This window comes from Pseudomonas sp. FSL W7-0098 (assembly GCF_005930585.1).
Taxonomy (GTDB): Bacteria; Pseudomonadota; Gammaproteobacteria; order Pseudomonadales; family Pseudomonadaceae; genus Aquipseudomonas; species Aquipseudomonas bubulae.
The window spans coordinates 51034-73948 of record NZ_RXHW01000012.1 but is presented as its reverse complement, the minus strand read 5'-3'; the positions used below and the strand labels follow the sequence as shown (position 1 = coordinate 73948).

Genomic DNA, 22915 nt, shown 5'->3' with positions numbered 1-22915 from the left:
TTCTCAGTGTGTGGCATGGCTGCGTCGTGAAGACGGCAACAATTGTTTAATGGATTCAGATGACGCGCTGTCGGCGCTCGCAGTGTGCTGGCCGAAATGAGTGTTGTAGGTGGCGATGATTTCGCCGGCGATGGAGATCGCGATTTCAACAGGCAATTTGCCTTTGACTTCGCTCAAACCCATCGGGCAACGCATGCGCTGCAAAGGTGAGGCGTCGATACCGCGCTCACGCAGGCGATGTTCGAACTTCACGCGTTTGGTTTTCGAACCAATCAAGCCGAAGTAAGTAAAGTCGTTGCGTTTAAGCAGGGCGGCGCTGAGCTCCAGGTCCAGGGCGTGATTATGCGTCATGACGATGCAGTAGCAACCCGCAGGCAGGGCATCGACTACATCTACCGGTTCGTCGGTAACGATTTTTTCCACGCCTTGAGGGATAAGTGTCGGGAATTCCTGCTCCCGCGAGTCGATCCAGCGCACCCGGCACGGCAGGCTGGCGAGCAGGGGTACCAGGGCTCGGGCCACGTGCCCTGCGCCAAACACCGCAATCTGAGCCTGCACCTTGCCCATCGGTTCGAACAGCAGCACGGCCACCCCGCCGCAACACTGGCCCAGGCTGGCGCCGAGGCTGAAGCGCTGTAGAAGGGTATCGTGCTTGCCGCTGCTGAGCATCTGACGGGCAATTTCCATTGCCTTGTACTCCAGATGACCGCCACCAATGGTGTCGAAGATTTTATCTGCACAAATGACCATCTTCGAACCGGTATTGCGCGGGGTAGAGCCTTGCTCTTCGATGATGGTCACCAGCACGCAGGGTTCGCCTTGCTGCTGCAACTCGGCCAGGGCACTGATCCAGTTATTCATGCTGATCTCCCGACAGGCTTTTGCGCATTTGCTCACAACCCCACAGCACCCGCTCCGGGGTGGCCGGGGCGTCAATCGCAGGTTGCACGCGGTAGTCAGCCAGGCTCGCAACGGCGTCCTTGAGTGCACACCATGCGGCGATGCCGAGCATAAATGGCGGTTCGCCCACGGCCTTGGAGTGGAACACGGTGTCTTCGGGGTTCTTGCGGTTTTCCACCAGGGTTACGCGCAGGTCCAGCGGCATGTCTGCCACCGCGGGGATCTTGTAGCTGGCCGGGCCGTTGGTCATCAGCTTGCCCTTGGCGTTCCACACCAGTTCTTCCATGGTCAGCCAGCCCGCCCCCTGTATATACCCGCCTTCGACCTGGCCGATGTCGATGGCCGGGTTCAGCGAGGCACCGACATCATGGAGGATATCGGTACGCAACATTTTGTATTCGCCGGTCAGGGTGTCGACGATCACCTCGGCGCAGGCGGCGCCAAAGGCAAAGTAATAAAACGGCCGACCACGTGCCTGAGTGCGGTCATAAAAAATCTTCGGGGTTTTGTAGTACCCGGTGCTCGATAACGACACCTGGCCGAAATAGGCCTGCTGGATCAGGCTTTCAAAACTGATGATCTGCTCGCCAGCCTGCACCTGGCCGTTATGGAAGATCACCGCCCGTTGCTCGACCTGATATTTGTCGGCAGCAAATTCAACAAGTCGCTGCTTGATGGTTTCGGCTGCGTTTTGCGCGGCCTTGCCATTGAGGTCGGCACCGCTGGACGCTGCAGTAGGCGAGGTGTTTGGCACTTTGTCAGTGTTGGTTGCGGTGATCTGGATGCGGCTGATATCCACCTGGAACACTTCGGCGACCACCTGCGCGACCTTGATATTCAGGCCCTGGCCCATCTCGGTGCCGCCGTGGTTGAGGTGGATGCTGCCATCGGTATAAATATGGATCAGGGCGCCGGCCTGGTTGAGGAAGCTGGCGGTAAAGGAGATGCCGAATTTGACCGGGGTCAGCGCCAGGCCTTTTTTCAGGATCGGACTGCTGGCGTTGAACGCCTTGATCGCTTCCCGGCGCTCGGTGTACTGGCTGCTGGCCTCAAGGTCGGCGGTCATTTCTTGCAGCAGGTTGTGTTCCACGGTCTGGTAGTAGTGGGTCACGTTGCGTTCGGTTTTGCCGTAGTAATTGGCCTTGCGTACGGCCAGCGGGTCGAGGCCCAGATGGCGGGCGATACGGTCCATGACCTCTTCGATGGCGACCATGCCTTGCGGGCCGCCAAAGCCGCGATAGGCCGTGTTGGAAGCCGTGTTGGTTTTACAGCGATAACCATTGATCGTCGCGTCGCCCAGATAATAGGCGTTGTCGGCGTGGAACATGGCGCGGTCGACAATGGAGTTGGACAAGTCCGGCGAACAGCCACAGTTGCCCGCCAGGTCCAGCTGGATGCCCTGCAAGCGGCCGCTGGCGTCGAAACCGACGTCATATTCGATATAAAACGGGTGGCGCTTGCCGGTCATCAGCATGTCTTCGACCCGCGGCAGGCGCATCTTGGTCGGTTGCCCGGTGAGGCGAGCCACCACTGCGCACAGGCAGGCGGGGCTGGCGGCCTGGGTCTCCTTGCCGCCAAAGCCGCCGCCCATGCGGCGCATATCGACAACGATCTTGTTCATTGAAACATCAAGGACTTCTGCCACCAGCTTCTGCACTTCAGTAGGGTTCTGCGTGGAGCAGTAAACGATCATCCCGCCGTCTTCGGTAGGCATGACCGATGAGATCTGGGTCTCGAGGTAAAAGTGCTCCTGCCCGCCAATATGCAGGCTGCCCTGCAGGCGATGTTCGGCCCCGGCCAGTGCGCCGGCAGAGTCGCCGCGTTGATGGGTGTGGGTATCGAGCACAAAGTGCTTCTGGCGCAGGGCCTGAACCACGTCCAGCACCGGCTCCAGGTCTTCGTATTCGATAATGGCAGCCATTGCCGCCTTGCGCGCGGTGTCCAGGTCGCAAGCGGCCACTGCCAGTACGGGCTGGCCGACAAACTCCACCTTATCGATGGCCAGTAGCGGATCGCCGGGCAGTAGCGGGCCAATGTCCTTCAGACCGGGGATATCTTCGTGGGTGATCACCAGGCGCACGCCTGCGAAGGCGTAGCAGGGCGTGGTGTCGACACGCAGGATTCTGGCGTGGGCGCGGTCGGACAGGCGTGCGAAAAGGTGCAACTGGTTGGGGAATTCCAGGCGGTCATCGATGTACTGCGCTTCGCCGCTGACATGTTTTTCGGCACTGTCATGCTTGACGCTGCGACCCACACCGGTTTTCAAGTCCTGCTGGAAGAGTGCGGCCAGCTCGGCCTGGGTTGGGGCAACCTTGTGATGGTTAGACATAAGCTGTTACCCGCGTCTCGAGATGTGGCGTTTGCAGTTCGATAAAGTATTTGCGTAGCAGGTTTTGTGCACTCAGCAGACGGTATTCCTTGCTGGCGCGAAAGTCCGAGAGCGGGGTGAAGTCGTTTGCCAGTGCAGCGCAGGCCCGTTCGATGCTGGCGCTGTTCCAGTCAGCGCCGAGCAGTGCGGCTTCGCAGGCGGCGGCGCGTTTGGCGATGGCCGCCATGCCGCCGAATGCCACGCGGGCACCGGTCACCACGCCGTTGTCGATGTTCAGGTTGAACGCTGCGCACACGGCGCTGATGTCGTCATCCAGGCGCTTGGAGATTTTATAGGCGCGAAATGCATGGCTGGGGTCGGCGCGAGGGATGATGATTTTTTCGATAAATTCGCCTTCCTGGCGTGCCGTCACCCGGTAGTCGATAAAGTAATCCTCGATCGCCAGGGTGCGCAGGGTTTGCCCTTTGCGCAGTACCAGTTGTGCGCCGAGGGCAATCAGCAGCGGTGGCGAGTCGCCAATGGGCGAGGCATTGCCGATGTTGCCGCCCAGGGTGCCCTGATTGCGGATTTGCAGGGAGGCGAAGCGTTGCAGCAATTCGCCGAAGTCCGGGTACTCGGCCTTGAGCGTGCCGTAGGCGTCTGTCAGCGACACCGCCGCGCCGATTTCAATACGGTCATCAAAGCGCTCGATGTGCTTCATTTCGGCCACGTTGCCGACGTAGATCATGACCGGCAGCGGGCGATGAAACTGGGTCACCTCAAGCGCCAGGTCGGTACCGCCGGCCAGCAGGCGGGCCTGGGGTTGGGATTCGTACAGCTGGGCCAGGTCGCTGATGGTCATGGGCAGCAGGCAGCGCTTGTCGCCGCTGTTAAGTTCGCCGGTTTGGGTCGGGGTGATGGTCTTGAGCAGGGCAATGGTCGCGCTCTGGTGTGTATCGAACTGATCCTGTTGTTGCCCGCTGCAAGCCTGTTCGGCAGCCGCCAGAATAGGGCGGTAGCCGGTGCAGCGACAGAGGTTGCCCGCCAGGGCTTCATGGGCCTGATGGCCATCAGGCTGGCCCGTGCTGTTTTTTTGCAGGGCGAACAGTGACATCACAAATCCCGGCGTGCAGAACCCGCACTGTGAGCCGTGGCAGTCGACCATCGCCCGCTGCACGCTGTGCAACTGCCCCTGGTGCTTGAGGTCTTCGATGCTGATCAGTTGCTTGCCGTGCAAAGCCGAGACAAAGGTCAGGCACGAATTGAGGCTGCGATAGCGCAGCCGTTCAAGGCCTTCAGCGTCGGTGTGAAGTTCGCCGACCACAACGGTGCAGGCACCACAGTCTCCGCTGGCGCAACCTTCTTTGGTGCCAGGCTTGTGCAGGTGTTCACGCAGGTAATTGAGCACGGTCAGATTCGGGTCCAGCGTGTGCTCGGTGCGCAGCGTCTGGTTGAGTAGGAACTGGATCACGGAAGGCCTCGCATAATCATTATTGTTGTAACGCGGGATACACTGAATTTAGCTAAAGTTGACCTGCGGGTCAAGAAATAGCGATCGGTAATCCCGGTGATTGATAACCGGGGGATTTATTTGCGGGTTTCGTGCCATATTCAGCCCCTGAGGCTCTGCGCGAGGGCATATCAAGTGCGTTACACTGCACCGCCTGCACTGATCAAAGATTTTGAAGGTAAAACATGACGTTCAAGGCGCCGGACAGCCTCGCCGAGCAAATCGCTCACCACCTCGCCGAACGCATCATTCGCGGCGAGTTAAAGCCTGGGGAACGCATTCAGGAACAGAAAGTGACGCTGGCGCTGAATGTCAGTCGCGGCTCTGTGCGCGAAGCATTGTTGATCCTTGAGCGTCGACATCTGATCGCCATCCTGCCGCGTCGTGGCGCCCATGTGACCGAACTTACGGCGCACAAGGTGCAGAGCCTGTGCACGCTGATGAGCGAAATGTACATCCTGCTCGGCAATGCCGTAGCCCAGCGCTGGGCAGTTCCGGCCGACCTGGGGCCGTTCTTGCAGATCCAGCAGCGCCTGGCCGCCAGCTACGAACGCCAGGACATCAGCACCTTCGTTGAAGACAGCTTCAATGTGATGCGTGCGGCGTACCCGTTCGCCGACAACCCCTATTTGCAGGAAACCGTCGAGAACCTGCACCCGGCCATGAGCCGTGCCTATTACCTGGCACTGGACCAGCGCAAGGCGGAGATGAGCGAGTTCCTGGCGTTGTTTGCGCAGTTGCTCGACGCCGTGCTGGCGCGTGACCTGGCGCAGATTCGCGTGGTGCTGAGCAGCTATGCCCAGCGCAGTTGTGCCCTGGTGCTGTCTGCCTTGACGGTTGCCTGAGCGTGCGCCTGACCTGTATCAAGCTGGCCGGCTTCAAGTCCTTCGTTGACCCGACAACCGTTACCTTTCCAAGCAATATGGCGGCGGTGGTAGGCCCCAACGGCTGTGGCAAGTCCAATATCATCGATGCCGTGCGCTGGGTCATGGGCGAAAGCTCGGCCAAGAACCTGCGCGGCGAGTCGATGACCGACGTTATCTTCAACGGCTCCACCACGCGCAAGCCGGTGAGCCAGGCCAGTATCGAACTGGTCTTCGACAACTCCGACGGCACGCTGCTGGGCGAGTATGCGGCCTATGCCGAGATATCGATCCGCCGCAAAGTCACCCGCGACAGCCAGACTACCTATTACCTCAATGGTACCAAGTGCCGTCGTCGTGACATTACCGATATCTTCCTCGGTACTGGGCTGGGGCCGCGCAGCTACTCGATCATCGAGCAGGGCATGATCTCCAAGCTGATCGAGTCCAAGCCTGAAGATCTGCGCAACTTTATCGAAGAGGCGGCGGGCATTTCCAAGTACAAGGAGCGCCGCCGCGAGACTGAAAACCGTATCCGCCGTACCCACGAAAACCTTGCCCGTCTGACTGACCTGCGCGATGAGCTGGGGCGTCAGCTGGAGCGTTTGCACCGCCAGGCCCAGGCCGCCGAGAAATATCAGGAATACAAGGCCGAAGAGCGTCAGCTCAAGGCCCGGCTGTCGGCTCTGCGCTGGCAGGCCCTGAATGAGCAGGTGGGGCAGCGCGAAGCGGTCATCGGTAATCAGGAAGTCAGTTTCGAAGCCCTGGTGGCCGAGCAGCGCAATGCCGATGCCAGCATCGAACGCCTGCGTGACGGGCACCATGATCTGTCAGAGCGCTTCAATCTGGTGCAGGGGCGCTTCTATTCGGTAGGGGGCGATATTGCCCGGGTCGAGCAGAGCATTCAGCATGGCCAGCAACGTTTGCGCCAGTTGCAGGATGACCTGCGCGAAGCCGAGCGCTCGCGCCTGGAAACCGAATCCCATCTGGGGCATGACCGCACCTTGCTGGCGACTCTGGCTGAAGAGCTGCACATGCTTGAGCCCGAGCAGGAACTGACCAGCGCGGCCGCCGAAGAGGCTGCCGCTACTCTGGAAGTGGCCGAGCAGACCATGCATGGCTGGCAGGAACAGTGGGACATTTTCAACCTTCGCTCGGCCGAGCCGCAGCGCCAGTCTGAAGTGCTGCAAGCCCGTATCCAGCAGCTGGAAACCAGTATGGAGCGCGTGGCGGAACGTCAGCGCCGCCTGGCTGAAGAGCGTGCCTTGCTTGCCGCAGACCCTGAAGATGCGGCCATTCTGGAGCTCAGTGAGCAACTGGCCAGCAGCGAAATGGCCCACGAAGAGCTGCAGGCCAGTGAGCAGCAACTGGTCGAGCAGCTCGAGCAAGTGCGTCACGACTTGCAACAGGCCACGCAGAACCAGCAGCAGGCCCAGGGCGAGCTGCAGCGCCTCAACGGTCGTCTGGCATCGCTGGAGGCCTTGCAGCAGGCTGCGCTTGATCCGGGTACCGGTACTGGCGAATGGTTGCGCGATCAGCAGCTTGCCGAGCAGCCACGACTGGCAGAAGGCCTGCGCGTAGAGGCTGGCTGGGAGCTGGCGGTAGAGACCGTGTTGGGGGCTGATTTGCAGGCCGTACTGGTCGAGGATTTTGCCCGGCTGGATCTGGCAGGGTTTGCCCAGGGTGATTTGCGCCTGTTCAGTGATGCAGGGCAGGCCCCTCGCTTGGCGGGCAGCCTGCTTGACAAGGTCACGGCCGATTTTGATCTGGCGCCGTGGCTGGGCCAGGTCAAACCGGTCGAAACACTGGAGCAGGCACTGGCCTTGCGTGCTCAACTGGCCGAGGGCCAGAGCCTGATCAGCCGTGATGGCTATTGGGTCGGGCGCAACTTCCTGCGGGTGCGCCGCGCCAGTGAAGCCGAAAGCGGGGTGCTGGCCCGGGGCCAGGAAATCCAGCGCCTGGGGCTTGAGTGCGAAGAGCGTGAAGCCACCCTGGCGGCCCTGGAGGAACAACTACAAAGCATGCGTGAGCAACAGCGTATGCAGGAAGACTCTCGTGAGCAGCTTCGCCGTCGCTTGCAGGATGAAGCTCGCCACCAGGGTGAGATCAAGGCCAAGCTCTCCGCCAGCAAGGCCAAGGTCGAGCAATTGACCTTGCGCCGCCGCCGTCTGGACGAAGAACTGGCCGAGTTGGGTGAGCAGCGCGCCCTGGAGCATGAGCAGGTAGGGGAGGCGCGCCTGCTGTTGCAGGGCGCCCTGGATGCCATGGCCACCGATACCGGGCAGCGCGAGCTGTTGCTGGCCCGTCGCGACAGTCTGCGCGAGCAGTTGGATCGGGTGCGTCAGGATGCTCGACAACATAAAGACCACGCCCACCAGTTGGCTGTCCGCCTGGGGTCGCTCAAGGCGCAGCATGATTCCACCCGCCAGGCTCTTGAGCGCCTGGAAATGCAGGCCGAGCGCCTGGCTGAAAAGCGCGAACAGCTGACCCTCAATCTGGAGGAGGGCGAAGCGCCGCTGGAAGAGTTGCGCCTCAAGCTTGAAGAGTTGCTCGACAAGCGCCTGAGCGTGGATGAAGAACTCAAGATTGCCCAGACCGCGCTCGAAGATGCCGATCGCGAATTGCGCGATGCCGAAAAACGCCGCAATCAGGCTGAGCAACAATCGCAATTGATTCGTGGCCAGCTCGAACAGCAGCGCATGGAGTGGCAGGCCTTGAGCGTGCGTCGTACTGCGTTGCAGGATCAGTTGCTGGCCGATGGCTATGACCTGCACGGGGTGCTGGCCACCCTCGATGCCGAGGTCAACGAGCAGCAGGCCGAAGAAGAACTGGAGCGTATCGCTGCGCGAATTCAGCGCCTGGGCGCGATCAACCTTGCAGCCATTGATGAGTATCAGCAGCAGTCGGAGCGCAAGCGCTATCTGGATGCTCAGGATGCCGATCTGGTCGAGGCACTCGATACCCTGGAAAACGTCATCCGCAAGATCGACAAAGAGACCCGCAGCCGCTTCAAGGACACCTTTGATCAGATAAATGGTGGATTACAGGCACTTTTCCCAAAAGTTTTCGGTGGCGGCAGCGCTTATTTGGAACTGACGGGCGAAGATCTACTCGATACAGGGGTGACCATCATGGCGCGTCCGCCGGGCAAGAAGAACAGCACGATCCATTTGCTGTCCGGTGGCGAGAAAGCCTTGACGGCCCTGGCGCTGGTTTTTGCCATTTTCAAGCTCAACCCGGCGCCGTTTTGCATGCTCGACGAAGTCGATGCACCGCTTGATGACGCTAACGTAGGCCGCTATGCACGCTTGGTAAAGGAGATGTCGCAGACCGTGCAATTTATCTATATCACTCACAACAAGATCGCCATGGAGATGGCGGATCAGTTGATGGGGGTGACGATGCATGAGCCGGGCTGTTCACGTCTTGTAGCGGTTGATGTTGAGGAGGCAATGGCAATGGTCGATGCTTGAGCTATAAGCATGTAGGACGATTTTTTTCTTCTTGTAAGAAAAATTTCAAGCATTTGACCGATATGACGTGTAGGTCGAAGGCAGCATGGGCCTAGCTCAATGCGACAGACGGTGTAAAGTTATCTTTGGTCGTGTTAATTTAATGTCTAATTTTTTTGTACGTGGGTAAAACGCCATTCAGAACATAGAGTTGGCGCCACGTTTTAAAGGGCTTTAGGCTCTTCTTCATAGAATCATTTTTTAGGGGCAAGGGATTACATGGAAATCGGTCTGCGCGAATGGCTGATAGTCATCGGCATAGTGGTAATCGCCGGTATTCTTTTTGATGGCTGGCGCCGCATGCGTGGTGGCAAAGGCAAGCTCAAGTTTCGACTTGATCGCAGTTTTTCCAATGCCCCTGACGACGAGCACAGCCCTGAGTTGTTGGGCCCGTCACGGGTGCTGGATACGCCAACCCATAAAGAGCCGCAACTTGATGAGCACGACTTGCCATCGGTGAGCATGCCTGCACGGGACAAAGGTGCCAAGCGCGGCAAGCGTGGCGGTGAGCCGAGCCAGGGTGACCTGAACCTTGATCTTGAACTGGATGAAGGCCCGAGCATCAGCGCCCGTGATGATGATCATGTAGCGCCAGTCAAGCCGGCGCGTGGTCGTGCCAAGCCGAGCGTAGCGGACGTTGAAGTCAAGGAGCCTGCACCGCAGCAGGCCGCCGAAGAAGTGCTGGTGATCAGCGTGATCAGCCGTGACCCGGCAGGCTTCAAAGGCCCGGCACTGTTGCAGAACATCCTCGAAAGCGGTTTGCGTTTTGGCGAGATGGATATTTTCCATCGCCACGAAAGCATGGCCGGTAATGGCGAAGTGCTGTTCTCCATGGCCAATGCGGTGAAACCGGGTGTATTCGACCTGGATGATATTGACCTGTTCAGTACGCCAGCTGTCAGCTTTTTCCTTGGTTTGCCCGGCCCGCGCCATCCCAAGCAGGCTTTTGATGTGATGGTTGCCGCTGCACGCAAGCTGTCCCAGGAGCTCAATGGTGAGCTTAAAGATGACCAGCGCAGTGTGTTGACGGCCCAGACTATCGAGCATTACCGCCAGCGCATTGTTGAATTCGAGCGCCGTGCCCTGACTCAAAAACGCTGAACATGTGGGGGCGGCTTGCCTGCTCCACCCACATGCAACATGAATAACACAAGGAGCAGCCTCGGCTGCTCTTTTGCTTTGTGAGAGAACACCCCATGACCGCCGCCAATACCCGCATTCTAGAGCTGCGCGCTGAACTGGATCAGCATAATTACCGCTACCATGTACTCGACGAGCCAAGCATTCCGGACGCCGAGTACGATCGCCTGTTCCGCGAGCTGAAGGCCCTGGAGGCCGAACATCCTGAGCTGGTGACCGCCGACTCGCCCACCCAGCGTGTTGGCAGCGCAGCCTTGTCTGCCTTTACTCAGGTGCGTCACGAAGTGCCCATGCTGAGCCTGGGTAACGCATTCGATGAAACCGATATGCGCGAATTCGATCGCCGTGTCAGCGAGGGCCTGGATCTGCCTGCGGGCGATCTGTTTGGTGGCGGCGCTGAAGTTGAATACAGCTGTGAGCCCAAGCTGGACGGGCTGGCAGTCAGCTTGTTGTACCGGGATGGCAGCCTGGTGCGTGGTGCCACGCGGGGTGATGGCACTACCGGTGAAGACATCAGCGTCAACGTACGCACCGTGCGCAATATTCCGCTCAAGCTGCATGGCAGCGGCTGGCCAGCGGTGCTGGAAGTGCGTGGCGAAGTGTTTATGTCCAAGGCCGGCTTTGAGCGTCTTAATGAGTCTCAGCTGGCTGCTGGCGGCAAGACCTTTGCCAATCCGCGCAACGCAGCGGCGGGCAGCTTGCGTCAGCTGGATTCGAAGATCACGGCCAGCCGCCCGCTGGAATTTTGCTGCTACGGTCTGGGGCAGGTCTCTGAAGAGTTTTCGGACACCCATATCGGCAACCTCAAACAATTGCAGCAATGGGGCATGCCCATCAGTCATGAGCTGAAGCTGGCAAAGGGGATTGCCGAGTGCCTGGACTATTACCGTGATATCGGTGAGCGTCGTGCTTCCTTGCCCTACGAGATCGACGGAGTGGTGTTCAAGGTCAACAGCCTGGCGTCGCAGCGCGAGCTGGGCTTTCGTGCGCGTGAACCGCGCTGGGCCATCGCGCACAAGTTTCCGGCCATGGAGGAACTGACCGAGTTGCTGGATGTTGAGTTTCAGGTCGGACGCACCGGTGCAGTAACGCCCGTGGCGCGTCTCAAACCGGTCAAGGTGGCCGGGGTGACCGTATCCAATGCCACCCTGCACAATATGGATGAAGTGGCGCGGCTGGGCCTGATGATTGGCGATACCGTGATTATTCGCCGTGCTGGTGATGTTATCCCGCAGGTTGTGCAGGTGGTGCTGGAGCGTCGCCCTGAAGATGCCCGGCCGGTGCAGATCCCTGAAAGCTGTCCGGTGTGCGGCTCCCACGTTGAGCGCACGCAGCTGATCAAGCGCAGCAAGGGCCGTGAAACCGTCAGCGAAGGTGCGGTGTACCGCTGTGTCGGCCGGCTGGCCTGTGGTGCCCAGCTTAAACAGGCGATCATTCATTTTGTTTCGCGCCGGGCGATGGACATTGAAGGCCTGGGGGAAAAAAGTGTCGAGCAGTTGGTCGATGAGGGCCTGGTGAGTTCGCCGGCAGACCTCTATACCCTGCAGTTCGAGCAGATCGTCGATCTCGAAGGCTTTGCCGAGCTGTCGAGCAAGAACTTGCTGCAGGCCATCGCCGACAGCAAGCGTCCGACGTTGGCGCGTTTTATCTACGCATTGGGCATTCCTGATGTGGGCGAAGAGACTGCCAAGGTGCTGGCGCGTTCATTGGCCTCCCTGGAGCGTGTGCAGCGGGCGTTGCCGCAAGTGCTTACCTACCTGCCGGACGTGGGCCTGGAAGTGGCGCACGAGATTCATAGTTTCTTCAGTGACGCACACAACCAGCAGGTGATTGATCAACTGCTGGAGCGTGGTCTTGAGTTGCAGGATCAAGGTGAGCTGGGTGCCGAGTTTGCCGCCAGCACAACCTTGGGCGGGTTGATCGACAAGTTGCATATTCCTTCGGTGGGGCCGGGCGGGGCGCAAAAACTGGCCGACAGGTTTGGCTCCCTTGAAGGGGTGATCACTGCAGACTGGCTCGATATGCGCCAGGCCTTGCCGGAAAAACAGGCCAAGGCGGTACGCGAGTTCTTCGATAACCCTGAAAATGCCCGTATGGCGCTGGCAATCGAAGCGCAACTGCATGATTTCGGCATGCACTGGCACAGCGAGAAAAAGGCCGTGGAAGGTTTGCCGCTGGCAGGCCAGACCTGGGTGTTGACCGGCTCGCTGGAATTAATGAGTCGCGATGTGGCCAAGGACAAGCTGGAAAGTCTGGGGGCCAAGGTTTCGGGCTCGGTGTCGGGCAAGACCCATTGCGTCGTAGCGGGGCCGGGAGCAGGCTCCAAGCTGGCCAAGGCCAACGAGCTGGGGCTCAAGGTGCTGGATGAAGAAGCCTTTGTCGCGTTTTTGAGCGAACAGGGTATTTCGATTCCGTAATGGCTGTGGCAGCGGGCTTGCTCGCGATGCAGGCGACGCGGTGTCTCAGTTGAGCCGCGTAGAAGCCATCGCGAGCAAGCCCGCTCCCACAAATGACCTGTGCCGGGTTGCGAGGCGGTGTTTCAACCCGAATCCAAGTACTTGAGCCCATTCATTTTTTTATTCTTGCCGCAGCGGTTGTAAGTTTTTCTCAGACAGGTACAATGGCGCCGTTCGCTGCTAAGCGGATGTTGTTATGGTGACCCTATCGGTCCCCCCGCAACGATTACCCGTGAACCTGGTCAGATCCGGAAGGAAGCAGCCACAGCGGGAACATTGTGTGCCGGGGTGTGGCTGGTGGGGTTGCCTCCATTTTAAACCCGCAGTTCTGTCGGGTTCGAACCAAACTCCAAATCTTGCAGTCAAGCCTTGTTCGACGGTCAAAAGACCGGGCGATGATTTTCTGTGCGTGGGTAAAAAGGTCTATGCCAAGGCTGCGCGCAGTTAAACGTGCGCATCGGATGCAATTTTGCCCTTGCTCCGCTAGCATTAGCCCCCTCCGCTTTTCTGACGCGACGGTTATCAATGAGTTATCAGGTTCTTGCACGTAAATGGCGTCCGCGCTCGTTCCGCGAAATGGTCGGCCAGACCCATGTGCTCAAGGCTCTGATCAATGCCCTGGACAGTCAGCGCCTGCACCACGCTTACCTTTTCACCGGTACCCGTGGCGTCGGCAAGACCACCATTGCGCGGATCATCGCCAAATGCCTGAACTGTGAAACAGGTATCACCTCGACTCCCTGTGGCGAGTGCTCCGTGTGCCGTGAAATCGATGAAGGGCGCTTTGTCGACCTGATCGAAATCGACGCCGCCAGCCGCACCAAGGTCGAGGACACCCGCGAACTGCTCGACAACGTGCAGTACGCGCCGAGCCGCGGGCGCTTCAAGGTCTACCTGATCGACGAAGTGCACATGCTCTCCAGCCATTCGTTCAATGCGCTGCTCAAGACCCTTGAAGAGCCGCCGCCTTACGTCAAGTTCATCCTCGCGACCACCGACCCGCAGAAATTGCCGGCCACGATCCTGTCGCGCTGCCTGCAGTTTTCGCTGAAGAACATGACACCCGAGCGCGTGGTCGAGCATTTGACCCACGTTCTCAGTGTCGAAAATGTGCCGTTTGAAGATGATGCGCTGTGGCTGCTCGGTCGCGCCGCCGATGGCTCGATGCGTGATGCCATGAGCCTCACCGATCAGGCCATTGCCTTCGGTGAGGGCAAGGTACTGGCGGGTGATGTGCGGGCGATGCTTGGTACGCTGGATCACGGTCAGGTGTTCGACCTGTTGCACGCCTTGATCGAAGGTGATGCCAGGGCCATGCTCGAGGCCGTTCGCCATCTGGCCGAGCAGGGCCCGGACTGGAATGGCGTGCTGTCCGAGATCCTCAACGTCTTCCATCGCGTGGCCATTGCCCAGGCGCTGCCCGAAGGCGTCGATAATGGTCACGGCGACCGCGATCGCGTCTTGGCCCTGGCCAAGGCATTGCCTGCCGAAGATGTGCAATTTTATTACCAGATGGGCCTGATTGGCCGGCGCGATTTGCCGCTGGCGCCAGATCCGCGTGGTGGCTTTGAAATGGTCCTGCTGCGAATGCTGGCCTTCCGCCCGGCAGACACCGGCAACGCGCCGAGTCAGCCGCTAAAGCCAGTGGGGATCAGCCAGGCCACAGTTGATTCCGCCCCAACCGTGGCGGCCATGTCCCCTGTCGAGCCAGTGCCGGCCGCGCCGGCACCGGTTGCAGTGCAACCGGTACCGCCTGTGGTCGAAGCGGTTGCCGAGCCTGTGCAGGCGCCCAAGGCTCCGTCAGTGGCGGAAAAGGACTTGCCCTGGAACGAGCCGGCTGCCCCGGTGATTGAGCTCAAGGTTGCGCCCGAGTCGGTGCTGGACACTATTGGCGAGCCTCCTGAGTTGCCGCCGATGCCGCTGCCGACGCCGGACAGTGTGGTGCCGGATGCGCCGGAGTGGATCGCGGCGCCGCTTCCAGAGCCGACCGTCGAGCAGGTGGACGCAGCGGTGTCGGGCATGGATCGTGACGACGAGCCGCCCCTGGACGAAGACTACATTGAGCCGGACATGGATTCGGCGGCCTACAGCTACCTCGACGAGCTGGCCAGTGAGCATGCCAGCGAGCCAGCGCCTGCGCCCGAACCGCTGCCTGCGGCGATGCCGGCGACCGGTCTGGCCCTTGAATGGCTGGAGATGTTCCCCAAATTACCGGTGTCGGGCATGACCGCCAGCATTGGCGCCAACTGCACGCTGATTGCGGTTGACGGTGATGACTGGCTGTTGCATCTGGACCCGGCCCACAGCGCGTTGTTCAACCTGACCCAGCAGCGTCGACTCAACGATGCACTGAACCAGTTCACTCAGCGTACACTCAAAGTCACGATTGAGCTGGTCAAGCCGGAGCAGGAAACCCCGGCCCAGGCGGCTTCGCGTTTTCGCGCAGAGCGCCAGCGTCTGGCCGAAGAGTCGATCCATGCCGACCCGGTGGTCCGGCAGATGGTCGAGCAGTTCGGTGCGGCCGTACGCGAAGATACGATTCAACCTTTAGAGGTGGCTCAGGCTCAAGTGTCGTAACGCCAGAGCAGAAACTTACAGCCCGCAGTCGTTTTGATTGCGGGTGCATTGTCCAAATAACGTTTGAGGTGATTCCCATGATGAAAGGTGGCATGGCCGGCCTGATGAAGCAGGCGCAGCAGATGCAGGAAAAAATGGCCAAGATGCAGGAAGAGCTGGCCAATGCTGAAGTCACCGGCAAGGCGGGTGGCGATATGGTCACTGTGGTCATGACCGGCCGTCATGACGTCAAACGGGTGAGCATTGACCCGACTTTGCTGGAAGGTGTGAGCGAAGACGACCGCGAAGTGCTGGAAGACCTGTTCGCCGCAGCGGTCAACGACGCCGTGCGCAAGATCGAAGCCAACAGCCAGGACAAAATGTCTGGTGTGACCGCCGGCATGCAACTGCCGCCGGGCATGAAGATGCCGTTCTAAGGCATGCTGAAATGCCAGGCCATGAGCCTGGCATTTTTTTGCCTGTTTTACGGGTATTTGACGCTAGCTCACACCGAGGGTATAAACCGCGTCTCGTTGTTTTGTCGGACCTTTCCTTATGAGCTTTAGCCCTCTGATTCGCCAACTGATCGATGCCTTGCGTACCTTGCCGGGCGTGGGTCAAAAGACCGCCCAGCGCATGGCGTTGCAATTGCTTGAGCGTGATCGCAGTGGTGGCTCGCGCCTGGCCCTGGCGCTGACTCAGGCGATGGAAGGTGTGGGGCATTGCCGTTTGTGCAGAACCCTGACCGAAGACGATCTGTGCCCGCAGTGTGCCGATGTGCGCCGGGATGACACCTTGCTGTGCGTGGTCGAGGGGCCGATGGACGTGTATGCCGTGGAGCAGACCGGTTATCGCGGCCGTTACTTTGTGCTCAAGGGGCATTTGTCGCCGCTCGATGGTTTAGGCCCTGAGGCGATAGGCATTCCGCAATTGATGGCGCGTATTGCAGAGCAGGGTACGTTTACGGAGGTGATCCTGGCCACCAATCCAACGGTTGAGGGCGAGGCCACTGCGCATTACATCGCCCAGTTGCTGAGCAACAAAGGCCTGATAGCGTCGCGTATCGCCCACGGTGTGCCGCTGGGTGGCGAGCTGGAACTGGTGGATGGCGGTACTTTGGCGCACTCGTTCTCGGGGCGTCGGCCGATTACGCTCTGATTGCGATTGCAGGGGAGAGGGGACTCCTGTGGGAGCCGCGGTATTCAGTTGAACCGCGCTGATGCCATCGCGAGCAAGCCCGCTCCCACGTGTCGGTATTACTCGGTCAACGAAAATTCCGTCAGACAGAAAGTAGGCACACCCAAATTCTGCAAGCGCTGCGAACCGCCCAGTTCGGGCAGGTCGATAATGGCCGCTGCTTCAAACACCTGCGCACCCATGCGTCGCACCAGGTTGGCTGCCGCAATCAGCGTGCCGCCCGTAGCAATCAGGTCATCGACGATCAGCAGCGAGTCACCCTCGCACAGGCTGTCGGCGTGAACCTCCAGAAACGCTTCGCCATATTCCGTCTGATAGCCTTCGGCCAAAACGTCTGCGGGCAATTTGCCCTGTTTGCGAAACAGGATCAGCGGTTTATTGAGCTGGTGGGCCAGTACCGAGCCGATCAGGAAGCCGCGGGCATCCATGGCGCCGATATGGCTGAAGTCAGCCTCGACGTAGCGCTCGATAAAGCTGTCGGCGATCACGCGCATGGCGCGGGGCGACTGGTAGAGGGGGGTGATGTCGCGAAAGATGACGCCCGGCTTGGGGAAATCAATAACCGGGCGAATCAGGGTTTTGAGGCAAAAATCGTCGGAGACCATATCGGGCTGTCCTGGGGAGCGTTAAGCGCGCCAGTATAACCCGTCAGGCCGTGTCAAACCTCCAGCGAACCACCGGCCAGGGCACACAGCTTGATCGGGTCAAGAATATGCACTTCCTTGCCTTCGGCAGTGATCAACTGGTTTTCCTGCAGGCGGGTAAACACGCGGGACACGGTTTCAACGGCCAGGCCCAGGTAATTGCCGATTTCGTTGCGCGACATGCTCAGGCGGAACTGATTGGCCGAGAAGCCGCGAGCACGAAAACGCGCTGACAGGTTGACCAGGAACGTGGCGATACGTTCGTCGGCGGTTTTTTTCGACAGCAGCAACATCATTTGCTGATCGTCGCGGATTTCGCGGCTCATTACACGCATCAGCTGGCGACGCAGTTGCGGCAGTTGCACGGAGAGTTCGTCGAGACGTTCGAAAGGGATTTCGCATACCGGTGTAGTCTCTAGCGCCTGGGCCGATACCGGGTAGGTTTCAGTGTCCATACCCGACAGGCCGACCAGTTCGCTGGGCAGGTGGAAGCCGGTAATTTGCTCTTCACCGTTGTCGCTCAGGCTAAAGGTTTTCAGTGCGCCGGAACGTACCGCGTAAACCGAGCCAAACGTGTCGCCCTGGCGGAACAGGAACTCGCCTTTTTTCAGTGGGCGGCCGCGCTTGACGATTTCTTCCAGCGCATCCATGTCTTCCAGGTTCAACGAAAGTGGCAAACAGAGTGGGGCCAGGCTGCAATCCTTGCACTGTGCCTGAGTGTGAGCGCGCACTTTTACTGGCTCGGACATTTCTTAAATCCTTGTAGGAAAACACACATAAGATGCAAGGGTAACCCAGCGTGGGGGGGCTAGACCAGCCGCACCATGCCAGGGCACTCATCTCATGCTGTAGAGGTCGTGTTTGCGACCTTAGATCACCCGCGAATAGCGCTGACGGGTTTGTTGCTCAAGGTAAGCGTCGAACACCATGCACACCGAGCGCACCAGCAGCCTGCCAGCAGGCAGCACAGTCAGTTGCTGGTCGTCCAGGGCGATCAGGCCGTCGGCGGCCATGGTCTTGAGCGTCGGCCACTGAGGGGCAAAATAGCCGCGAAAGTCGATATTGAACGCCTGCTCCACGGTCGCGAACGGCAGGTGCAAATTGCAGATGATCTGCTGGATGACCTCGCGACGGATACGGTCATCCTGATTGCATACCAGGCCACGGCTGGTGGCGAGCTGGCCGCTGGCCAGGGTGTGCTGGTATTTGGCCAGGTCGCTGTCATTTTGGCAGTACAGGTCGCCGATCTGGCTGATGGCGGAGACACCAAGCCCGATCAGGTCGCAATGGCCGTGGGTGGTATAACCCTGGAAGTTGCGTTGCAGGGTTGATTCTTCCTGGGCGATGGCCAGTTCATCGTCTGGCAGGGCGAAATGATCCATGCCGATATAGCGGTAGCCGGCGCCGGTCAGTTGCTCGATGGTGCGCTCCAGCATCTGTAGCTTGGCGGCAGGCGAGGGCAGGTCGCTGGTGTTGATGCGTCGTTGGGGCATGAAGCGTTCAGGCAAGTGCGCGTAGTTGAACACCGACAGGCGATCGGGCTGCAGGCTGATCACTTCTTCAACGGTGCGGGCAAAGGCTTCCGGGGTCTGCTTGGGCAGGCCGTAGATCAGGTCGATATTGATCGAGCGAAATTGCAGCGTGCGTGCAGCGTCGATCACTGCCCGGGTCTCTTCAAGGCTTTGCAGGCGATTGACCGCCCTTTGCACGTCCGGGTCGAGGTCTTGTAGGCCGATGCTGACACGGTTGAAGCCCAGTTCACGCAACAGGCCCATGGTCGACCAGTCGGCTTCGCGGGGGTCGATTTCGATGCCGTAGTCGCCGGAGTCGTCGTCCAGCAGATTGAATTGCTGACGCAGCTTGGCCATCAGTTGGCGCAATTCGTCGTGGCTAAGAAAAGTCGGGGTGCCGCCGCCAAAGTGCAGTTGCTCGACCTTCTGCCTGGGGTCGAGGTGGCAGGCGATCATCTGGATTTCCTGCTCGAGTTTCTGCAGGTAGGGCTGGGCCCGGCCACGGTCTTTGGTAATGACCTTGTTGCAGGCGCAGTAATAGCAAATATTGGCGCAAAACGGCACGTGCACATACAACGACAGCGGGCGCAGAGCCTTGCGGCTTTCGCGCAGGGCGTGCAGCAGGTCGAACGGGCTGACCTGGCTGTTGAACTGCATGGCTGTCGGGTATGAGGTGTAGCGCGGTCCGGCAAGATCGTAGCGGCGGATCAATTCTGGGTCCCAACGAATGGCGTCGAGCATGCGGGCATTCCCCTGGGATGGCTGGCAATGCTGCGGATTCTAGGGGGTGGGTCGTTGTAGCATCTTGATTTGCATCAACAGCTGTGATTGGCAAGTTCACCTGTGGGAGCGAGCTTGCTCGCGATACCGGCGACGCAATCTGTCAGGCAAATCGCGGTGATGCCATCGCGAGCAAGCTCGCTCCCACGGGTTCTGTCTAGTGCCCCATCAACCAGTGCTGATGCGGGCCGGGCAGGGTCCAGATACCGAACAGGATCACCAGTAATCCTCCAGCCATGCGCACGCTGCGTTTGCGCAGCACTGCGGTAACACGTTCTGCGGCAAGGCCGGTGGCCAGCAGTACGGGCCAGGTGCCCAGCCCGAACCCCAGCATCAGTAATGCACTGTCGACTGCGCTGCCCTGGCTGGCGGACCAGATCAGCGTGCTGTACACCAGCCCGCAGGGCAGCCAGCCCCACAGTGCCCCCAGCAGCAAGGCGCGCGGCAGGCTGGTGACCGGCAACAAGCGGCTGGCCACCGGCTGGATATGCCGCCACAGGCCGCGGCCCAGGCTTTCAATGCGGGTCAGGCCGCTCCACCAGCCGGCGAGGTACAGGCCCATGCAAATCAGCAGCAAACCGGCGAGGATGCGCATAAACATGGCCGCCGGGCTGTTGGCTACTGCCCAGCCTGCCAGCCCCAGCAGTAGTCCTGCTGTGGCATAGCTGAGAATTCGGCCAAGGTTGTAGGCCAGCAGCAGCCTGAAGCGTCGGCTGCGTTGCTCTTTGGGGATGGCCAGCGTCAGCGCGCCCATCAGACCGCCGCACATGCCCAGGCAGTGTCCGCCCCCGAGCAGGCCCAGGATAACGGCCGATACCAGCAGCGGGGCCAGCTCAAGCATGGGGCGGGGCTTTTTTGTCGGTGTCGCTGGCCGACTCCGGGTGCAGGTTTTTGGCTTCTTCGACGGCAGCGGTATGCTGCGGATCCTGGTCATCGAACAGGATGCTGTGGGCTGGGCTGTCCAGGTCATCATACTGGCCGCTGTCGACTGCCCAGAAGAAGATAAAGATGCAGATGGCGACAATCAGCAGGGCCGCCGGAATCATGATGTAAAGCGCTGGCATAAGGGCTCCAGGGGACCGGGTCAAGCCGGTAGCGGGCGAGAGTGTGGCATGGCTGGAGTATGCGCCTGGGCGGGCATGCGCGTCAGGCGCAAGGCGTTGAGCACCACGGTCAGTGAGCTGATCGACATGCCGATGGCGGCCCAGATCGGAGTAATCCAGCCCAGTGCGGCGAATGGCAGCATCAGGCCATTATAGAGTCCGGCCCACAACAGGTTTTCGATGATCACCCGTCGGGTCCTTCGCGCCAGGCTGAACGCTTGCACCAGCGCGTCCAGGCGGTTGGACAGCAGCACCGCATCGGCGCTGGTTTTCGCCAGGTCGGTCGCCGAGCCCATGGCCACGCTGATATCGGCAGCGGCGAGCACAGGTACATCGTTGACACCATCCCCCAGCATCAGCACCTTGCGGCCTTGGGCGTGCAGTTTTTGCAAGACCTGCAATTTGTCATCCGGGCGCAAGCCGCCCTGAGCTTCATCGATCCCCAGTTCGGCGGCCACGCTGGCGACCATCGGCGAACTGTCCCCCGACAGCAGCAGCGTGTGCCAGCCGCGGGCCTTGCACGCTGCCAGCAATGCCGGGGCATCGTCCCGCAGGCGGTCGTCCAGAACAAACCAGGCCAGCACGCCTTGGGTGTCGCCCAGCAGCAGCCATTGGCCGGGTTCATCCGGCATGTCCGGGATCGGGCACTGGCTTAGCCCACAGGCAAATCCTGGCTGGCCTATGCGCAAGCGCTGCTCGCCGACCAGCCCTTCAAGGCCCAGTCCAGGCACGCTGCGTACTTCTTCAGCGGCTTGCGCAGCGCGGCCAAACGCACGGGCAATCGGGTGCTCGGAGCGGTTTTCCAGAGCGGCCGCAAGGGCCAGGCAGTGGTCGCTGTCCAGCTCGCGCAAAGGGCGAATGGCCCGCAGCGCCAGGCGTCCTTCAGTCAGGGTGCCGGTCTTGTCGAAAATCACTGTGTCGATCTGGTTCAGGCCTTCGATCACATGGCCACGGGTCAGTAGCAGGCCCAGCTTGTGCAGGGTGCCGGTAGCGGCGGTGAGTGCGGTCGGCGTCGCCAGCGACAAAGCGCAAGGGCAGGTGGCGACCAGCATCGCCAGGACAATCCAGAAGGCCCGTGATGCATCAAGTTGCCACCACCACAGGCCGATACCCGCAGCAGCGATCAATGAGAACAGCAGGAACCACTGCGCGGCCTTGTCGGCAATCTCCGCAAGGCGAGGTTTTTCGCTTTGAGCGCGATCAAGCAGGCGCACGATGGCGGACAGGCGCGTGTCCTGGCCCAGCGCCATGACTTCAACGGTCAGCGCGCCTTCCACATTGAGGGTGCCGGCCGTGACGGCGTCGCCAATCTGCCGTGGTTGTGGCAGGTATTCGCCAGTCAGCAGGGATTCGTCGATGCTGGACTGACCATCCAGGATCTTGCCGTCAGCCGGCATGATTGAGCCGGGGTGCACCAGCACCCGGTCGCCGACCTTGAGTTCAGTCAGCAGAATGCGTTCGCTTTGCCCGTCAGCGCTCAGGCGCAGGCATGAGGCTGGCAGCAGGTTGACCAATTGCGCAGTGGCGGCGGCGGTGCGCTCGCGGGCGCGGCGCTCCAGATAGCGGCCGGCCAGCAAAAACAGGGCAAACATGCCCACAGCATCGAAATACAGCTCGCCGACGCCGGTGATGGCCGTCCAGATCCCGGCGATATAAGCACCGCCGATGGCCAGGGAGACTGACACATCCATGGTCAGGTGGCGGGTGCGCAGGTCGCGCATGGCGCCTTTGAAAAAGGGGGCGCAACTGTAGAACACGATAGGTGTTGTCAGAAACAACGCTACCCAGCGCAGGATGGTGTGCATCTCGGGGCTGAGGTCGATATTGAACTCTGGCCAGGTGGCCATGGTAGCCATCATGGCCTGAAACCACAGCAGCCCGGCGACACCGAGCTGGCGCAAGGCCAGGCGGTTTTCGCTGGCCAATTGTTCGGTGGCACGGTCGGCCTGGTACGGGTGCGCGGCATAGCCGATATGGCGCAGTTCGCTGAGGACTTCACTCAATGGCAATTGGCTATCGTCCCAGCGTACCTGCAGGCGATGGTTGGACAAGTTGAGTCGCGCTTCACTGACGGCTGGCAGATGGCGCAGGTGCTTTTCGATCAGCCAGCCACAGGCGGCGCAGCTGATGCCTTCGATCAGCAGGGTGGTTTCGGCTTGCTCGCCCTCATGTCGGACAAAGGGTTTTTGCACGTCGGGGCGGTCATACAGCGCCAACTCTTCAACCAGTTGCACGGGCAGGGCTTGAGGGTTGGCGGATGCTTCACTGCGGTGCTGGTAATAGCTTTCGAGACCGCCAGCGACGATAGCCTCGGCCACTGCCTGGCAGCCGGGGCAGCAGAACTCGCGAACTTCGCCCAGAACAACGGCGGTAAACCGGCTGCCGGGCGGGACGGGCAGGGCGCAGTGATAGCAGGGAACGGGAGTGGTCATGGT

The 22915-nt window shown here is 60.2% G+C and carries 16 protein-coding genes and 1 other RNA gene; 8 read left to right on the top strand and 9 right to left on the bottom strand.

Going from position 1 to position 22915, the window contains the following annotated elements; translation table 11 throughout:
- Positions 1–3: 3 nt before the first annotated feature.
- The 3 genes from xdhC to xdhA are packed head-to-tail and all read right to left on the bottom strand — an operon-like array spanning position 4 to position 4679.
- A complete protein-coding gene (gene xdhC, locus FHL07_RS20270) occupies positions 4–861 on the bottom strand; it encodes a xanthine dehydrogenase accessory protein XdhC (RefSeq protein WP_138738846.1) in 858 nt (285 codons plus the stop codon).
- Complete coding sequence (gene xdhB, locus FHL07_RS20265; protein ID WP_095002772.1) at positions 854–3229, bottom strand: xanthine dehydrogenase molybdopterin binding subunit; 2376 nt, start codon at positions 3227–3229, stop codon at positions 854–856. The genes xdhC and xdhB overlap by 8 nt, the downstream gene beginning before the upstream one ends.
- Complete coding sequence (gene xdhA, locus FHL07_RS20260; RefSeq protein ID WP_095039339.1) at positions 3222–4679, bottom strand: xanthine dehydrogenase small subunit; 1458 nt, start codon at positions 4677–4679, stop codon at positions 3222–3224. Before xdhA ends, xdhB begins: the two co-directional genes overlap by 8 nt.
- A 224-nt stretch (positions 4680–4903) precedes the next feature.
- Here xdhA and FHL07_RS20255 point away from each other — a divergent pair, with 224 nt between their 5' ends.
- The 8 genes from FHL07_RS20255 to recR all read left to right on the top strand — a co-directional run bounded on the left by FHL07_RS20255 (position 4904) and on the right by recR (position 16403).
- A complete protein-coding gene (locus FHL07_RS20255) occupies positions 4904–5563 on the top strand; it encodes a GntR family transcriptional regulator (protein ID WP_095002770.1) in 660 nt (219 codons plus the stop codon).
- Positions 5564–5565: 2 nt separating this feature from the next.
- Positions 5566–9054 carry a chromosome segregation protein SMC gene (gene smc, locus FHL07_RS20250; protein ID WP_138738845.1) on the top strand — a complete coding sequence of 1163 codons (3489 nt, stop codon included), beginning with the start codon at positions 5566–5568 and terminating at the stop codon, positions 9052–9054.
- Positions 9055–9312: 258 nt separating this feature from the next.
- The gene (gene zipA / locus FHL07_RS20245; protein WP_095002768.1) at positions 9313–10194 is read left to right on the top strand and encodes a cell division protein ZipA; all 882 of its coding nucleotides are present in this window, start codon (positions 9313–9315) and stop codon (positions 10192–10194) included.
- 95 nt (positions 10195–10289) lie between these two features.
- Positions 10290–12650 (top strand): NAD-dependent DNA ligase LigA, encoded by a 2361-nt coding sequence (gene ligA / locus FHL07_RS20240; protein WP_095026137.1) that lies wholly within the window; start codon positions 10290–10292, stop codon positions 12648–12650.
- A 245-nt stretch (positions 12651–12895) separates the two neighbouring features.
- Positions 12896–12992: signal recognition particle sRNA small type (gene ffs, locus FHL07_RS20235), an RNA gene on the top strand.
- Between the two features lie 222 nt (positions 12993–13214).
- Positions 13215–15266 (top strand): DNA polymerase III subunit gamma/tau, encoded by a 2052-nt coding sequence (gene dnaX / locus FHL07_RS20230; RefSeq protein ID WP_095026138.1) that lies wholly within the window; start codon positions 13215–13217, stop codon positions 15264–15266.
- 77 nt (positions 15267–15343) lie between these two features.
- On the top strand, positions 15344–15682 hold the full coding sequence (locus FHL07_RS20225) for a YbaB/EbfC family nucleoid-associated protein (RefSeq protein ID WP_095002765.1): 339 nt from the start codon (positions 15344–15346) through the stop codon (positions 15680–15682).
- 118 nt (positions 15683–15800) lie between these two features.
- A complete protein-coding gene (gene recR / locus FHL07_RS20220; protein ID WP_138738844.1) occupies positions 15801–16403 on the top strand; it encodes a recombination mediator RecR in 603 nt (200 codons plus the stop codon).
- Between the two features lie 98 nt (positions 16404–16501).
- Here recR and FHL07_RS20215 read toward each other — a convergent pair whose 3' ends face one another.
- From FHL07_RS20215 to FHL07_RS20190, 6 genes are all read right to left on the bottom strand, one after another.
- Entirely contained in the window at positions 16502–17047 is a 546-nt protein-coding gene (locus tag FHL07_RS20215; protein WP_138738843.1) for an adenine phosphoribosyltransferase, read from the bottom strand.
- A gap of 53 nt (positions 17048–17100) precedes the next feature.
- Positions 17101–17835 (bottom strand): fumarate/nitrate reduction transcriptional regulator Fnr, encoded by a 735-nt coding sequence (gene fnr / locus FHL07_RS20210; RefSeq protein WP_029611340.1) that lies wholly within the window; start codon positions 17833–17835, stop codon positions 17101–17103.
- 120 nt (positions 17836–17955) lie between these two features.
- Positions 17956–19338 (bottom strand): oxygen-independent coproporphyrinogen III oxidase, encoded by a 1383-nt coding sequence (hemN, locus tag FHL07_RS20205; RefSeq protein ID WP_095002763.1) that lies wholly within the window; start codon positions 19336–19338, stop codon positions 17956–17958.
- A 196-nt stretch (positions 19339–19534) separates the two neighbouring features.
- Positions 19535–20218, bottom strand: coding sequence for a sulfite exporter TauE/SafE family protein (locus FHL07_RS20200; RefSeq protein ID WP_095002762.1), 684 nt, complete (start codon positions 20216–20218; stop codon positions 19535–19537).
- A complete protein-coding gene (gene ccoS, locus FHL07_RS20195; RefSeq protein WP_095002761.1) occupies positions 20211–20441 on the bottom strand; it encodes a cbb3-type cytochrome oxidase assembly protein CcoS in 231 nt (76 codons plus the stop codon). The genes FHL07_RS20200 and ccoS overlap by 8 nt, the downstream gene beginning before the upstream one ends.
- Before the next feature lie 20 nt (positions 20442–20461).
- Positions 20462–22912: a heavy metal translocating P-type ATPase gene (locus FHL07_RS20190; protein WP_095025021.1), complete on the bottom strand. Its 2451-nt coding sequence runs from the start codon at positions 22910–22912 to the stop codon at positions 20462–20464.
- Positions 22913–22915 lie beyond the last annotated feature (3 nt).

Excerpts from the sequence above, each read along its gene's own strand:
- xdhC (WP_138738846.1), bottom strand. The coding sequence starts at position 861 with ATGAATAACTGGATCAGTGCCCTGGCCGAGTTGCAGCAGCAAGGCGAA.
- xdhB (WP_095002772.1), bottom strand. The coding sequence starts at position 3,229 with ATGTCTAACCATCACAAGGTTGCCCCAACCCAGGCCGAGCTGGCCGCA.
- FHL07_RS20255 (WP_095002770.1), top strand. The coding sequence starts at position 4,904 with ATGACGTTCAAGGCGCCGGACAGCCTCGCCGAGCAAATCGCTCACCAC.
- zipA (WP_095002768.1), top strand. The coding sequence starts at position 9,313 with ATGGAAATCGGTCTGCGCGAATGGCTGATAGTCATCGGCATAGTGGTA.
- ligA (WP_095026137.1), top strand. The coding sequence starts at position 10,290 with ATGACCGCCGCCAATACCCGCATTCTAGAGCTGCGCGCTGAACTGGAT.
- dnaX (WP_095026138.1), top strand. The coding sequence starts at position 13,215 with ATGAGTTATCAGGTTCTTGCACGTAAATGGCGTCCGCGCTCGTTCCGC.
- FHL07_RS20225 (WP_095002765.1), top strand. The coding sequence starts at position 15,344 with ATGATGAAAGGTGGCATGGCCGGCCTGATGAAGCAGGCGCAGCAGATG.
- recR (WP_138738844.1), top strand. The coding sequence starts at position 15,801 with ATGAGCTTTAGCCCTCTGATTCGCCAACTGATCGATGCCTTGCGTACC.
- FHL07_RS20215 (WP_138738843.1), bottom strand. The coding sequence starts at position 17,047 with ATGGTCTCCGACGATTTTTGCCTCAAAACCCTGATTCGCCCGGTTATT.
- fnr (WP_029611340.1), bottom strand. The coding sequence starts at position 17,835 with ATGTCCGAGCCAGTAAAAGTGCGCGCTCACACTCAGGCACAGTGCAAG.
- hemN (WP_095002763.1), bottom strand. The coding sequence starts at position 19,338 with ATGCTCGACGCCATTCGTTGGGACCCAGAATTGATCCGCCGCTACGAT.
- FHL07_RS20200 (WP_095002762.1), bottom strand. The coding sequence starts at position 20,218 with ATGCTTGAGCTGGCCCCGCTGCTGGTATCGGCCGTTATCCTGGGCCTG.
- ccoS (WP_095002761.1), bottom strand. The coding sequence starts at position 20,441 with ATGCCAGCGCTTTACATCATGATTCCGGCGGCCCTGCTGATTGTCGCC.
- FHL07_RS20190 (WP_095025021.1), bottom strand. The coding sequence starts at position 22,912 with ATGACCACTCCCGTTCCCTGCTATCACTGCGCCCTGCCCGTCCCGCCC.